General features: G+C 68.6%; 11 protein-coding genes and 2 pseudogenes. 7 read left to right on the top strand and 6 right to left on the bottom strand.

Features of this window, described 5'->3' with window-relative positions:
* Positions 1-268 precede the first annotated feature (268 nt).
* A pseudogene (locus QA861_RS04785) lies at positions 269-607 on the bottom strand (LLM class flavin-dependent oxidoreductase); the annotation flags it as partial.
* Positions 608-704: 97 nt separating this feature from the next.
* Between QA861_RS04785 and QA861_RS04780 the strand changes: the two are divergent.
* Genes QA861_RS04780 through QA861_RS04770 form a run of 3 tightly spaced genes read left to right on the top strand, consistent with a single transcriptional unit; the run spans position 705 to position 3,005 of the window.
* Positions 705-1,235, top strand: coding sequence for a DinB family protein (locus QA861_RS04780; protein WP_334586940.1), 531 nt, complete (start codon positions 705-707; stop codon positions 1,233-1,235).
* Between the two features lie 44 nt (positions 1,236-1,279).
* On the top strand, positions 1,280-1,765 hold the full coding sequence (locus QA861_RS04775) for a cation:proton antiporter regulatory subunit (RefSeq protein WP_334586939.1): 486 nt from the start codon (positions 1,280-1,282) through the stop codon (positions 1,763-1,765).
* Between the two features lie 7 nt (positions 1,766-1,772).
* A complete protein-coding gene (locus tag QA861_RS04770) occupies positions 1,773-3,005 on the top strand; it encodes a cation:proton antiporter (RefSeq protein ID WP_334586938.1) in 1,233 nt (410 codons plus the stop codon).
* 109 nt (positions 3,006-3,114) lie between these two features.
* Here QA861_RS04770 and QA861_RS04765 read toward each other — a convergent pair whose 3' ends face one another.
* The 3 genes from QA861_RS04765 to QA861_RS04755 all read right to left on the bottom strand — a co-directional run bounded on the left by QA861_RS04765 (position 3,115) and on the right by QA861_RS04755 (position 8,841).
* Entirely contained in the window at positions 3,115-5,919 is a 2,805-nt protein-coding gene (locus QA861_RS04765) for a beta-L-arabinofuranosidase domain-containing protein (RefSeq protein ID WP_334586937.1), read from the bottom strand.
* 77 nt (positions 5,920-5,996) lie between these two features.
* Entirely contained in the window at positions 5,997-7,409 is a 1,413-nt protein-coding gene (locus tag QA861_RS04760; protein WP_334590450.1) for a family 43 glycosylhydrolase, read from the bottom strand.
* Between the two features lie 217 nt (positions 7,410-7,626).
* Positions 7,627-8,841: a right-handed parallel beta-helix repeat-containing protein gene (locus QA861_RS04755; protein ID WP_334586936.1), complete on the bottom strand. Its 1,215-nt coding sequence runs from the start codon at positions 8,839-8,841 to the stop codon at positions 7,627-7,629.
* A 163-nt stretch (positions 8,842-9,004) separates the two neighbouring features.
* Here QA861_RS04755 and QA861_RS04750 point away from each other — a divergent pair, with 163 nt between their 5' ends.
* A complete protein-coding gene (locus tag QA861_RS04750; protein ID WP_334590449.1) occupies positions 9,005-9,502 on the top strand; it encodes a phosphatase domain-containing protein in 498 nt (165 codons plus the stop codon).
* 18 nt (positions 9,503-9,520) lie between these two features.
* On the opposite strand, the gene QA861_RS04745 is transcribed toward QA861_RS04750, so the two are convergent.
* Positions 9,521-9,736, bottom strand: coding sequence for a dodecin (locus tag QA861_RS04745; RefSeq protein WP_053744108.1), 216 nt, complete (start codon positions 9,734-9,736; stop codon positions 9,521-9,523).
* Between the two features lie 91 nt (positions 9,737-9,827).
* Positions 9,828-10,157, bottom strand: a pseudogene (locus tag QA861_RS04740) (L-histidine N(alpha)-methyltransferase); the annotation flags it as partial.
* Positions 10,158-12,287: 2,130 nt separating this feature from the next.
* On the opposite strand from QA861_RS04740, the gene QA861_RS04735 reads away from it, so the two are divergent.
* The 3 genes from QA861_RS04735 to QA861_RS04725 all read left to right on the top strand — a co-directional run bounded on the left by QA861_RS04735 (position 12,288) and on the right by QA861_RS04725 (position 14,112).
* Positions 12,288-12,557, top strand: a complete 270-nt coding sequence (locus QA861_RS04735) for a helix-turn-helix transcriptional regulator (protein ID WP_334586932.1) — start codon at positions 12,288-12,290, stop codon at positions 12,555-12,557.
* 152 nt (positions 12,558-12,709) lie between these two features.
* A complete protein-coding gene (locus QA861_RS04730) occupies positions 12,710-13,591 on the top strand; it encodes a DUF6083 domain-containing protein (RefSeq protein WP_334590448.1) in 882 nt (293 codons plus the stop codon).
* Positions 13,592-13,665: 74 nt separating this feature from the next.
* Complete coding sequence (locus QA861_RS04725; RefSeq protein ID WP_334586930.1) at positions 13,666-14,112, top strand: hypothetical protein; 447 nt, start codon at positions 13,666-13,668, stop codon at positions 14,110-14,112.
* The last annotated feature ends 16 nt before the right edge of the window (positions 14,113-14,128 follow it).

The following is a 14,128-nucleotide window of genomic DNA, read 5'->3' as shown; positions in this document are numbered from 1 at the left end:
AGCGTGAGTGTGCGTTCTGGGACACCGGGTACGGCGTCAGCGTGCAGGGGCCCCTGCTCCACCAGAGGATGGTTCAGGGCCTCTCCGTCGCCTCTGGCCATACCCACCTGGCCAGGTCGCACAGGGCTGTGTACGTCAGCGGCCTCCGGCCGCGGGGGCCTCCCGGGCTAGGACCACGCACACGATGCGTGTCGCCACCCGGGGTCGAGTACGCCGGGGACCAGCTCGCCCAAGACCGTTCGGGGCGCGCGGCTGAACGGACTCACTCCCGCTCAGTCCACAGGAACGGTTGGTGATTGGGCAGCATGACGCCGCCCGTACCGACCCGGATCGTACGGGTCGCCGCCGCCACGGCCGCCGCCAGCACGGTGGGCGCGGAACCGGCGACCCCGGGCACGCCGTGGTGCTCGGAGACCCAGAACCGGTGGAAGCCGAGCCGTTCCGATTCCCGGGCCAGCGACACCGTGTCCCGCAGGGCCTCCGCGTCCGGACGCCCCTCCCGGGTACGGGACCGGTCGAGCACGGAGAACCGGGTCGTGGACAGCACCGACCCCGACTCCGGCCCCGGGCGTCGTGATCGCACCGGTTGATCTGCTGGGTTCGGCATGGCTGCTCCGGTCGTCCTCGACTGTGTCCGTGTCAGCGATCTCCCGGACGCTCGTATTCCTCGCGGCTCACCGGGCACCTGTGGAAGGGTGCAGAACATGTCGACCACACCGGACGGACGTCCCATACCTCCCGCGAACGCCGACGAACGCGCCATGCTGAGCGCCTGGCTCGACTTCCACCGTGCCACGCTCACCCTCAAGTGCCAGGGCCTCGACGACCGGCAGGCGCGCCTGGCCTCGGCGGCGCCCTCGGAGATGACGCTGCTCGGGCTCGTCCAGCACCTGGCCGACGTCGAACGGAACTGGTTCCAGCGGGTGTTCGCGGGCCAGGACGTACCCGTCGTCTACGAGGAGGGCAAGGGTGACGGTTTCACCCTCGTCCCCGGGCGCGGGCTCGACGAGGCGCTGACCGTCTGGCGGGCGGAGGTCGCGCGCGGCCGGGAGCTGGTCGCCGCCGCGCCCTCACTGGACGAGACCGGGCGGCTGTCGGATGCGGAGGCGGCCCTGACCGGTACCCAGCGGCTCTCGCTGCGCTGGATCATGGTCCACATGATCGAGGAGTACGCCCGCCACAACGGCCACGCCGACCTGCTGCGTGAACTCGTCGACGGGGCCACCGGAGCCTGAGCCTCCACACAGGTCAACATCACCGATCAGCAAGGGGATTCAACGTGTCTGCGCCACGCCTTCGGGCGACTCCGCTGCCGGGCATCGGGGTTCAGTACGACCTCGTCACACGTGAGCAACGCCATCTGTCGGTGGTGGCCCACCGCGACGGCGGCCGTACCGTGAGCCTGTACCGGGACGACGATCCGGACTCGTGCGCCCAGTCGCTGCGGCTGACCGCGCCCGAGGCCGCCTCGTTGATCGACGCGCTGAGTCCCTCGCACCACAGCTCCAGCCTGCTGTCCACGACACCGCTGGGACTGGTGGCGGAACGGGTGGAGGTGGCCGGCGGCTCGCGCTGGAACGGGCGGGTGCTCGGGGAGACGCGGATGCGGACGGAGACCGGCGCGTCCGTCGTCGCCGTGCTGCGGCGCGCCGAGGCGATCCCCTCCCCGACGCCCGACTTCCGGCTGGCCGGCGGGGACGTCATCATCGTGATCGGTACCCGCGAGGGCGTCGACGCCGCCGCCGCGATACTCGGACGGGAGTGACACCACCATGCACTCCCAGGTCCTGCTGATCGAGTTCGGCGCCGTCATCCTCGCCCTCGGGCTGCTCGGCCGGATGGCCGCCCGGCTCAGCTTCTCCCCGATACCCCTCTATCTGCTCGCCGGTCTCGCCTTCGGCAAAGGCGGCCTGCTGCCGCTCGGCGCGAGCGAGGAGTTCATCGCCACCGGCGCCGAGATCGGCGTCATCCTGCTGCTGCTGATGCTCGGGCTCGAGTACACGGCCAGTGATCTCGTCTCCAACCTCAAGTCCCACTACCCGTCCGGCCTGGTGGACTTCACCCTGAACGCGCTGCCCGGCGCCGCCGCCGCGCTGCTGCTCGGCTGGGGTCCGGTCGCCGCCGTGGTGCTCGCCGGAGTCACCTGGATCTCCTCCTCCGGCGTCATCGCCAAGGTGCTGGGCGACCTGGGACGGGTCGGCAACCGGGAAACGCCGGTGATCCTCAGCATCCTGGTCCTGGAGGACCTGGCGATGGCTGTCTATCTGCCCATCGTCACCGCGCTGGTGGCCGGTGTCTCGCTCGCCGCCGGCAGTGTGACCCTGGCCATCGCGCTCGGGGCCGCCGGCCTGGTGCTGTTCGTCGCCGTCCGCTTCGGCCGGGTCATCTCCCGCTTCGTCTCCAGCGACGACCCCGAGAAACTCCTGCTGGTCGTTCTCGGTCTGACCATCCTGGTCGCGGGCATCGCCCAGGAGCTCCAGGTGTCCGCCGCCGTAGGGGCGTTCCTCGTCGGGATCGCCCTGTCGGGGGAGGTCGCGGAGGGCGCGCACACCCTGCTCAGCCCGCTCAGGGACCTCTTCGCGGCGATCTTCTTCGTCTTCTTCGGGCTGCACACCGACCCGGCGAGCATCCCGCCCGTGCTGCTCCCGGCCCTCGCGCTGGCCGTCGTCACGGCGGCCACGAAGATCGCCACCGGCTACTGGGCGGCCCGCCGCGCCGGAATCTCGCTCAAGGGCCGCTGGCGGGCGGGCGGTGCGCTGGTGGCCCGCGGCGAGTTCTCCATCGTCATCGCGGGCCTCGCGGTCACCGCCGGCGTCGAGTCCGACCTCGGCCCGCTGGCGACGGCGTACGTCCTGATCCTGGTCGTCCTGGGCCCGCTCACCGCCCGCTGGACCGAGCCCCTGGCGGCTCGGGCCGGCGCGTGGCGAGCCGGGCGGGCCCGACCCGAAACCCCGGCCACGGCGCCGACTGACGAGACGGTGCAGCCCACGACGGTCGGCGACTGACCAGCACCCCGGCGAAGCCGCCAACCCCGGCGGCGGCCTGGTTCTGCCGCCCCGGGCGGTAGCCCTCGGGTAGGGGTACCGCCCGTCGCGATCGGAAGATGTCCGGGGATCAGGACACGTACGTCGCGCCCTGCGCCGTGCTGACCACCGTGTCGGCCGCCGCCTGGGTGAGCAGCCCCGCCGACACCCAGGCCGTCGTCGTCGACCGGACCCGCGTCACCAGCGCGGCCTTGTTCGCGAAGGGTGCCCCCGCCCAGATCTCGTCGAGGAGCGTGGTGCCGTCGGCCTTCGCCGGATCGGCGATCCCCGAGTCGACGGTCCCGAACACGACCTTCGGTTCGGCGCGCCGGACATAGGCGTGCGTCGGGTCCTCCGTCCCCTCGGAGAAGGGGGCGAACTCGGTGCCGTTCAGCGTGTAGTGGAGCGGCTTGCCGCTCACCGGGGTGAGGGAGGGCAGCAGATCGCCCGAGAGCGCCGCGTTGCGGTACAGCCCGACGGACAGATAGCTGGTGCTCGCACTCCGGGCCACCAGGTTCACCGGGCCGTAGAACAGGGTCTGGAGCGACGGGTCGTCGAGCGCCTTCTCGACCCGCAGCCGGAACGGCACACTGATCCGTACGACATCCCCGCTCTGCCAGGTCCGCGACACCGCGAAGTAGCTCCCGGCGACCGGAGTCCCGCTCACCGCCTGCCCGTTGACCGTCACCTGGAACCCGGCCGTCGCCCAGAGGGGCACCCGCAGCCGCAGCGCGAAGGCCGCGCTGCCGCCCCCGATGGTGAGCGTGGTGCCCTGCTCCTTCGGATACTCGGTGGTCTGGGTGACGGTGACGCCCTTCTCGGCCCAGGTCAGGGTCGAGGGGCTGTACAGGTTGACGTACAGGGAGCCGCCGTCGGCCGACTTGAAGTACACCGAGTCCTGGTACTTGGTGGCGCTCTCCATTCCCGTGCCCTCGCAGCAGGTCGTGCCCTGCTTGGGCGTGTAGTCGCGCACATGCCCGGGCGTGAGCCCGATGAAGTACGTGACGAGCGGCTTCTCGGCGTCGGCCTTGTCCTGCTTGGAGCCGAGCACCTGGTTGTAGAGCGCCCGCTCGTAGTAGTCCATGTACTTCGGGTCCTGCTCGTGGAAGAACAGCGTCCGGCTCAGCTTGAGCAGGTTGTACGCGCAGCAGGTCTCGGCGTTGGTGTCGCTGACCGTCCCCGCGATCACCCCGCGCGCCTTCCAGAACTCGCCCGTGCTGGTGCCGCCGATCCCGTACATGCGCTGCGGGATCACCATGCCCCAGAAGTTCTTCGCGGCGGTCAGATAGCGCGCCTCGCCCGTCGCGTCGTACAGCCGTACGTATCCGGTGAAGATCGGAATGTGCTGGTTGGCGTGCAGGCCGTTGAGGGTGTCGTTGTTCGCCGCGCACGCGTCGATGAGCGTGTCGAGGTCGAACAGCTTGGCCAGGGCGAGGTGGTCGGCCTTGCCGGTGATCGTGTACAGGTCGACGATGGTCTCGACGATGCCGCCGAACTCACCGCTGGAGAAGATCCCCCACATCCGCTGGAGGGTGGCGTCGGGCAGCTTGGACAGCCGCGAGTACATCCAGTCGCACATACCGGACGCGAGGTCCAGCGCCCGGGAGTCGTCCGTCGCGAGGTAGGCGTCCAGCAGACCCTTGAGGATCTTGTGCGCCGTGTAGTAGGGCGCCCAGATCTTGGTGTAGTCGGCGCTTGTCGCCGACTCCAGGGCGATGAACTGCGTCTCCGGGTACGCGGCCAGGAAGCCCGGGTGGCTCGGGCCGCCCCAGGTGCGGCGCAGGGTGGCGGTCAGTCCGCGCCCGGAGGCGTCGCCGAACGTGCCGCCGGTGGTGGCGGAGAAGTAGTACGAGGCGAGGTTGCCGAGCCCGGCGGAGGAGTTCTTGGCCTCGTTGCTCTGCATCGAGGTGATCTCGGCCTGCGTCAGGGCGCGCGAGTAGACGTTGAACTCGTCGAACGCGCCCGCGTAGACCGGGTCGCCGGAGAAGTTCGAGCGGCCGAGCCAGTTGTTCGTCAGGGTGCCCAGGACGGACGGGTTGACGGTCATCGCGGTGTTCGTGGCGACGGCGGTGCCGTTGACGTAGAGCGTGCCCGTGGTGCCGGAGATGGTCACCGCGAGGTGGCTCCACTGGTTCAGCGGCAGCGCGGAGGTGCCGTTGAGGGCCTGTTCCCCGCCCGGCCCGTTCGTGGTGATCGCGAACCGTGGCACCCCACTGCCGTTGCGGGAGGCCAGGTACATGTACCGGGTGGTGTCGTTGCCGAAGTCGAAGACCCGCTGCCAGTTGGCGTCGTGGGTGGGCTTGACCCAGGTCGACAGGGTGATCGCCGAGGCACCGCCCAGGACGGCCGCCGGCAGGTCCACGTACTGGTAGGAACCCCGCACGTTCTCGTGCGCGCCACCCCACTTCCCGGTGACGACGAGCATGCGCGGGTCCGTGCGCAGGGCCGCGCGTACGTCGGTCAGCGCGCCGACCATGGTCGCGATCTTGTCGGCGTAGGCCTGGTCCCTGGTGCTCGCGTACGCCTGCGACAGCATGCTCAGGAAGTGCCCGGTGTAGTGGCCGCGCAGGTTGCCGTTGGCCTCGCCGTCCAGGCCCTCCCAGCCGCCCGGGGCGACCGCGCCGCCGGTGGAGAGGCCTGCGTTGGCGCGGAACACCTGGAGCAGCCGGTTCACGTCGTAGCCGCGCCCGTGGTCCAGCATCAGCTGGCGCTTGCTCGCGAAGACGCCCTGGCCGAGCGCGACGTCCTTCAGCTCGAAGGGGCGGAGCGTCCAGGCGGACGGCGCGGGCAGGGCGGCGGCCGCCGCCCTGCCGGATCCCGCGTAGGCGAACGCGGGGGCGGCGGTGGCCAGTATCGCGCTCTGGAGCAGAAACCGTCTCGACAGGTGGGGTGTCACATGTGCCTCGTCTCTGAGGTGACTGACGTAGCTGAGTTCTGAAGTCCCTTGTGCTGTAAGGGATTTGCTCCGGCGGTCTACTCGGCGTAGTACGTCGCGTCCTGCTGGTCCAGGGAGGTGCTGAGCGGCTGGAGCTGGAGGAGGCCGTTGTAGTGCCGGATGTAACGGCCCGGGAAGTTGTACGACTCGAAGGACACCCCGGCCGAGTCGGCGAGGCCCGCCCGTCGGGTGAAGGAGGCGTCGGCCAGGAAGGTCGCGGTGCCGTCGTTCTTCTCGACCCACAACTCGTAGTTCTTGTGCCGGAGGTAGTAGCCGGGGAAGTTCGCCGACTCCAGCGAGACGGTCCCGGATCCGGTCAGCCCGGTGACGAACCGGAACTGCGAGTCGGCGAGGTTGGTGACGTTCGCCTCGATCTTCGCCCGGTACTCCCAGTGCCGGATGTACCGGTCCGGGTAGTTGAACGACGAGAAGCGGACCGGGGTGACACCGTCGGAGACCGGGATGCCGAAGTTCGGGGTGCCGTCCGCGTTCCAGTACAGCTTCTGGTAACGGGTGCGCCGGTTGGGGTCGTTGAGCGGATCGCCGTTGATGTCCTTGTAGTCGCGGTCGTGATAGACGAGGACGTCGGACGTGCCGTCCTCGGAGACCGTGAAGGTGTTGTGTCCCGGCCCGTACTGCCCGGTCGAGGCGTTGCTCGTGAACACCGGCTGCGAACTCTTCGTCCAGGAGGCCGGGTTGAGCAGATCGGCGGAGGCGGACGCGGTCAGCAGACCCAGGCAGTAGTTGGCGTCGGTGGCGCTCGCCGAGTAGGCCAGGAACACCTTGCCGTTCCGCTGGATCACGGACGGCCCCTCGTTCACCGTGTGCCCGATGATCTCCCAGGACAGCGTGGGCCGGGAGATCATCGCCGGAGTGCCGCTGATGGTCCAGGGGTTGGACATCTTCGCGAGGTAGATGTTGGTGCCGTCGCCGACGGCCGGGTCGTTCTGTGCCCAGCTCAGGTAGCGGGTGCCGTTCACCACGAAGGTCGTCGCGTCGAGCGAGAAGGTGTCCAGCGGCAGCGCGATACGGCCCTTCTCCGTCCATGTCCCGGTGATCGGGTTGGCGGACGAGGACTCCAGGACCCACGGGCGGATCTTCCAGATGTCGTTCGAGGCGCCGGCCGCGAAGTAGATGTACCACTTGCCGTCGATGAAGTGGATCTCCGGAGCCCAGATGTGGGCGCCCATGTCACCGCTGGCGTGCTTGGTCCAGATGGTCGTCTCGGCGGCGGTCGCCAGACCCTGCAGCGTGGTGGCGCGGCGCAGCACGATCCGGTCGTACGCGGGGACCGTGGCGGTGAAGTAGTAGTAGCCGTCGGTGTGCTTGTAGATGTGCGGGTCGGCGCGCTGCGCGGCGATCGGGTTGGTGAAGGTGACGGCCGGGGAGGCCGGGACGGCGGCGAAGGCGGGGGTGCCGACGACGGCCGGCACGGTCACGGCGACGACCAGTGCCGTGCAGGCCTTGAGGAGCGTGCGTCGGCTGGTCGCGTCGTTGCGGCTGCGGTCCACGGGAGTCTCCTTCGACGGCCTATTCCCGGGCCGACTTTGTTCGATATATGGAACGACGTGCGGAGGTTCGACCGAAAGATAGATAAGGGGCGGGAGTGAGTCAATGTTTCCGACAGATCAAATTCCGGTTGACCCCTCACGCCCCTCCGAAGATCGACTAGAAGCGGGCGCCGATGTTCGTTCCAGCGCGCGGAACCAGGAAGTCGGGGGCGGCGGGCGGCGAACCGTCCGCTCGCCGCCCGCCCGTGATGGCCGCCGGGTCGGTGCTCAGCACCGAGGCGGCGTTCCAAGTGCCGCCCAGGTCCCAGGAGTTGCCGGTGGATACGGTGTTGGAACCCAGGGCGACGGCCCGTCCGTCGGCGACCGACAGATCCGCGGTGAGGGTGGCGCGTCCCCCGGAGACGTCGAAGTCGAAGCCGGTGCCCGCATTCCCGTACGCCGTACTGTGGTTGACGCCGATGGCACCCGGATTGCCGTTGTCCGTGAAGCCGTGCGCCGCGTTTTTGAACGAGGCCGTGTTGCGCAGGACGTGCGCCACGGCGGGTGCCGGGGAGCCGCCGCCCAGTTTGAAGCCGTTGCCGTCGCCCGCGAAGTCGGGGAAGTTCCAGCGGTTGAAGCCGTTGCCGTACGAGATCGTGTTCGCGATCGTGATCGGCGAGGTGAACTTCCAGGCGTCGAAGCCGTCGTCGACGTTGTTCCACAGCCGCGCGCCCCGCACCAGGTTGCCGGTCCCGGTGCCCTCCTTGATGGCCAGCCCGTCCGCGCTCTCACCGTTCTTGCGAGGGTCGCGGTTGCCGTAACTGTCCAGGTCCAGGATCTGGTTGTTGCCGGAGGCGCCCTGGAGCTGGAAGCCGGACTCGTAGTTGTCGTGGGTGATCAGGCGGGCGAAGACGTTGCCGTTGCAGCCGTCACAGTAGACGCCGTACGGCCCGTTCACGATCTCCAGCCCCGAGATCCGCCAGTAGGAGGCCTCCTGGTGGATCGCACCGCGCTCGGCGCGCGGGATGCTGCCGCCGACGGGCGTGTGACTGGCGGGCAGCCGCTCCCCGTCGACGACGACCCGCTCGCCCGAGTAGGCGCCCAGGGTGATGGGCTGGGAAGCGGTGCCGGAGGTGGCGATGGTGATGTTGTCGGTCAGGGCGTAGGTGCCCCCGCGCACGGTGATCGTGTCGCCCGGCTTCGCCAGGTCGACGGCCCGCTGGATGGTCTTGAAAGGGCGCGCGAGAGTGCCCGGCGCCGAGTCGTCGCCGCCTGTCGCCACGACGAGTGTCGTCGCGGCGGTCGCTCCCGTGGCGGCTCCCACGAGCATCCCCGCTGTCATTAACGCGGTTCCCAGGACCGCCGTTCCCGTCCGGATCGCTGCGTTGCGCATGTACGGCTCCCGCCTCTGCCTCGGTTGTGTCGCCAAGGAGTGGCCGCCGACGCCGTGGAGGTTGCCGGGTCCGCCCGACTGGCTAGGGTCAGTGACCGTGACGCAGAACAGCAGCCCGAAGAACAGCAGCCCGAAGAACAGCAGCCCGAAGAACAGCGGCCTGATGAACAACAGTCCGAAGAGCGGCAGACCGCTCGCCGTGTTCGACCTCGACAACACGCTCGCGGACACCGCGCACCGACAGCGGTACCTGGAGCGCAAGCCACGCGACTGGGCGGCCTTCTTCGCGGCGGCGCCGCACGACCCGCCGCTCACCGAGGGCGTCGCGCTGGCCCTGGAGAGCGCGCGGGAGTGCGAGGTCGTCTATCTCACCGGCCGGCCCGAGCGCTGCCGCCGCGAGACGCTTGCCTGGCTCGCCGCGCACGGCCTGCCCGAGGGCCGCCTCTGGATGCGGCGCGACGACGACCGCAGGCCCGCCCGCGGCACGAAGCTGGAGATCCTGCGTCGGCTGGCCCAAGGCCGCGAGATCCGCGTCCTGGTGGACGACGACGAACTCGTCTGCCAGGACGCGGAACGGGCCGGCTTCAGCGTCGTACGGGCCCGCTGGACGGGCGATTCCGGCGCGCTGAAGGAGGCGCAGGAGATGGAGGGCCGGACCTGAGCGAGTGGCCCAGTACCGCTACTCGCCGTCCTCCAGCCGGAAACCGACCTTCAGGCCGACCTGGTAGTGCTCGATCTGCCCGTCCACGATCTGGCCCCTGACCTGCGTGATCTCGAACCAGTCCAGGTTGCGCAGGGTCTGCGAGGCCCGGCTGATGCCGTTACGGACGGCCTGGTCGACGCCTTCGTGCGAGGTGCCGACGATCTCGGTGACCCGATAGGTGTGGTTCGACATGCGGGTGCTCCTCTTCGCGGTACTGGACGGACTGGACCCATTCCACCTTCCACCGTGCCCCATGTGGCGGTGGTTCGCGAGGCGTGTGTCGCTAACGTGCGACGCTCAGCGACAGGGCGAAACGGCCCTGCTCGTCCGTCCACCACCGGGTCGCCTCCAGCCCGGCGGCGGCCAGTTCGGCGCTCACGCCCTCCTTCCGGAACTTCGCCGACACCTCCGTCCGCATCTCCTCTCCCGCCGCGAAGTCCACGGCGAGATCGAGTGCGGGGATCTTCACGGTCTGCTCGGCGAGCGAGCGCAGCCGCATCTCGATCCACTCGTTGTCGGCGTCCCACAGGGCCACATGCTCGAAGGTGCCCGGGGCGAAGTCGGCGCCGAGTTCGCGGTTGACGACGCTCAGCACGTTCTTGTTGAACTGGGCTTATGCGGGCGTGGACATGTCCGGAGTGCTGGTGCCGCATCGCGACACCAGCGATCACCACGACGGCGGATTGCCAGCCATAAAACCTGGGAAGCTCGTCGGGACGTTTCGTCGGAGTAGCCCTCACTCGCGTCTTCCTCGCCTCGTTCCCCGTCAGGCATGCGATCTTTGATTATCTCCAGGACGCGGCTGGTCGGTAGCCAGTCGGGCGGTCGGTTCTCGGCGGTGCGCCGGTTCCCCTCCGATCGGCAAGCTCGTTCTAGGTGACACGCGGTCAGGCGGTGGACGAGAAGGCTCTTCGTAACCTCGCCCTTGAGGTCTGGGATGAGATTGGTGCCGGACCGCACGTCTGGCTCGACCTCCAGCGGCTGACAGGTGCGTACGGGCTCCCAGCGTATGCGGTTCATGACCTCGTCGATAGTGGATATCCGACGCATTGGTGCCGGTTGGGATGGCGCGGTTCATCGTGGAGACCCCCGCGCGCACCTCAGAGGCGCCGGTCCAATGTCGTGCACGAGATGTGACATCTTCTCCTGGAGCGCAAATTCGAGGGGATCCTCTTCGCTGATGGTGAGTGCCGAGACGTCGGTCCGGAGGTGGTGCTCAAAGAGAAGCAGGCCACGGCTCACTCCGGGAATTACTCAATTCCATGACGGCGGCGATCGGCACGGCTCCGTCGAGCAGGACCGATGAACAGGTGGCCAAATATTTCGACGTCAGTTAAAATTCGCGGCCTGGCGCATGAACGCTTCAGGCGCTCAGAAATTCGCCTAACGGACGCTTCAGAAGCGGGTGATGGGGATTCGACGTTAGCCCATCAGGCCCTTGCTTCATCGCTGACAGCGAGGGTGATGCCCCGACGCTTTTCTCGCGATATCAGCCTTGAGCCACGAGAGCCGTCGATGCCTGTCGGTCACCGGCGGGCCGCGCCTCTGAACCCCTGCTCCCCGTTTTCTGCCAGTGTCCAGTGCAGATCTCCCGACGGCGAGTGGACACTCCACGAGCCGACTTGTCCTGCGACCGCCAAACGGTCAAGTGCATTCACGAACTCCGGTGTGGCCAGCCCACACTCCAGTGCCAGCCGATCCACTTCCATCATCCCGTGGATGCTCTCCGGGGCGGTATGAGCCGTGAGACACATGGTGATCAGGCGAGGAAGCGGGGCGCAGTCGTTACGGACGCGGCAGGCGGCGCGCAGCGCCCAGTCTGCGGCGACGAGCCGGTCAGGGCGGGCCGGGCATTGAGCGAAGAGCCCTACGTCGAGGAGTTGGACAACCACAGCGCTTGCTTTGGCGCGCGGCGCAGTCGGGGTTGCGTACAGCCAGCCTGCCTGGTGGAGCTCCCGCCAAGAATCCCTGGCAGGTTCCAGGCGAAGGCTGCGCAATACCCCGAGTGGCAAGCGGACTTGAGCTGAGTCGTTCATGCGCAGGGCGCATTGCAGGGCGATCAGACGGGCGGCGGGCCCGGTCTCGGCCGGCAGGGCAGAGGCGAGGTAGCTGAGCATCTCCCGGACCCGGGTTTGCCCGTCCGGGGCTCTGGGGCTACGGCGTCTTCGACAGACGCCCACATGTGCCGATGGTGCTGCCGGTGCGTTGATCAACGTGTCCGGAACGACGGCCGCTTGTGACGTGGCGGCGGCGCAGGCCGTGCACATGTCAGCCAGGCGCCAGAGCCGTCCACCTCGCTCGCGTGCGAGCACGAGCCGGATGGGCCCACCACAGCCTCGATGGCGCGGGTGCCAGCTACAGCCACGCTCGTGGCATTGGCAAGTGCGAAGGTGCGCGGGGAGGGGATCGCGGCGAGCGTGTCCTGCCAGGTGGGCCAGGAGCTCCGACCGAGCGGAAGTGCCGCCGAGGAGTCGCCCACTGTGGGAGCACTGCTGGCATACGAGCATCGGTCCGCCTGGCTCCGGGCGTAGTTCCACGGTCCAGGCGCGTCGGACGCCGGGTTGTGCCGTGCAAAGCCTCATGGGGGGCGTGTTCCTCCCGTCGTATCTGCGGACCCGCAGAGGAGTGGGGTGGCCCGCACACGGTAGTGCAGACCTCTGCCCTCCCTCCGCTGCCACTATCAGCGGAAATAGGGCAGAGGTCTGCACTGACAGGGCAGTAGTCTGCACCGTCGGATTGTCGGGTGACGATCTTCCCGCCCGACCCCGATTTCGAGGCGCTGCGTCTGGAGCTTGCGCGGCTGCGGGCGGCGCAGGGCTGGAGCTATGACGAGCTCGCTGCTCGAAGCGGCCTGGCCAGAAGGACCCTCATTGAGATTGAGCAGGGACGAACCCTCGGCACTCTCAAGACCTGGCACGCACTCGCGCATGCGCTGAACACTCCGCTGGACGAACTCTTCGGAACGCTGTGTGAGGGGCACGAGCCTCCAGGGTCGACCGACGCTGGCCTCTGACTGGGAGGGTCTGCGCCAGTCACCCAGACCGGCGACGCGACACGAACCTCTGATCGACGTCTCGCATGTGTGTTTCATGAGATGGGGCTGTTCGAGGTACCTTCCGGCCTCGACGCCACCGATGCGGCGTGTTGCCTGGCACCTTCACGCGCATGCGTTGTTCATCCACACCGTGGCACTGGGACGGCAGCCCCGCTGTCTCTCACTCCCGACGCTCACTGCGTGTCGAGCACGACAGCCCCAGTCGGCTCCTGCGCTGTGCTCAGCGAGATCGCTGCCGAGAGTGCGGCAACCCGGTCGAGTGGTACGAGCGCAGCTTTGCGCGGCCCGTTTGCCTGCACCCTCGGGAGGTGTCCGCGGTGAAGGTGCCCGCAGCCCACCGCTGGCACGTCAGCTCCGGTGTCGCGCATCCGGCTGGCGACGGCAGAGCGTGGTGCCGCCTGGCGCATGCCCATGTCTGCCCCGCTCGTGAAGCTCTGCCCGAAACATCCGCGTTGGATGGGCTACGGCGCGTGCTGGCTCTGAACACGCGCCGTCTGATCGACAGCGGCGCGTTCACCCCCGGCACCACTCCGAGTCGACCAACGGCACAACCGGCCGCCTGTCGACCCGCCAGGCCCGTCGTGCAGCTCCTGTACGTCCGCTACCTTGCTGCGCACCCAGTGGACGAAATCCAGTGCGTGGCACAGACACGGCGCCGCGACCGTTGTACGCAGAGGCTCCTCCGCCCGGGGGAAACCCCGGTGGGCGTCTGGACGCTGGTACCAGCCATGGCCGCAAGGGGACAACTTGCTTTGCCCTACGAGGTCATGGCCCTATATGACCTCACGGCCCTGCCCTACACTGAGCAACTGCGCTGGCGCATGCAGCGCTGTTCCGCTCACGCCGCAATCCCGTCAGCAGCGGACCTCGCGTTGGCTGACTGGGAACCCTTCGACCCCATGCTCCATCACGCGCACATCCACAACCGCCTGCCCGATCACGTCCGTCGTCCACGCCGGACCCATCACGAGCACGGAACGGGCACGCCGTGACGTCGCGCCACGCCATTGAAATCCTGCTGACCCGGCCGGCCACAGACGGTGAGCTCGATCGAGCGCGTCGTACGGTGCCGCTTGCAGCGAACAGGGACCGCACCCGGCTGATGGCCGTCCACCCGGCCAAGACGCCCAGCCGCGCGCTGCAATCACTGCGCAGACGACTGCACCACCTTCTGCCCATCGACGTCCTGACCACCCACTACCCCGACCAGCACGGGCAGGTCGTCCTCAACCTCGAGCTCAGCCGTACCGCGCGAGCGGCGATTCACCGGGCCGCGACCGCCAGCGGACAGCGGCCCGGAGACTTCGTCGGCCGGAGTGTGACCGCAGCCCTCGATCGGAACGAGCGGGAACGCTCTCGGCAACTGACGGCGCAACTCGAAGGCCTAGTAGCTCTTTACTCCTCCGAGGACCTACTGGCCTGCACAGCCCGAATCCTGCTCCGCCGTTGTAGCTCGGCCGCACCTGACTCGTACGCCGCCGACCGCGATCGGCGAGACCACACGAACCCCTAGCCCTGCTCCTCCGTGG

Origin of the sequence: Streptomyces sp. B21-083, assembly GCF_036898825.1 — a bacterium.
Classification (GTDB): Bacteria; Actinomycetota; Actinomycetes; order Streptomycetales; family Streptomycetaceae; genus Streptomyces.
Note: the sequence above shows the minus strand (reverse complement) of the source record. Positions and strands in the feature narration are given on the sequence as shown.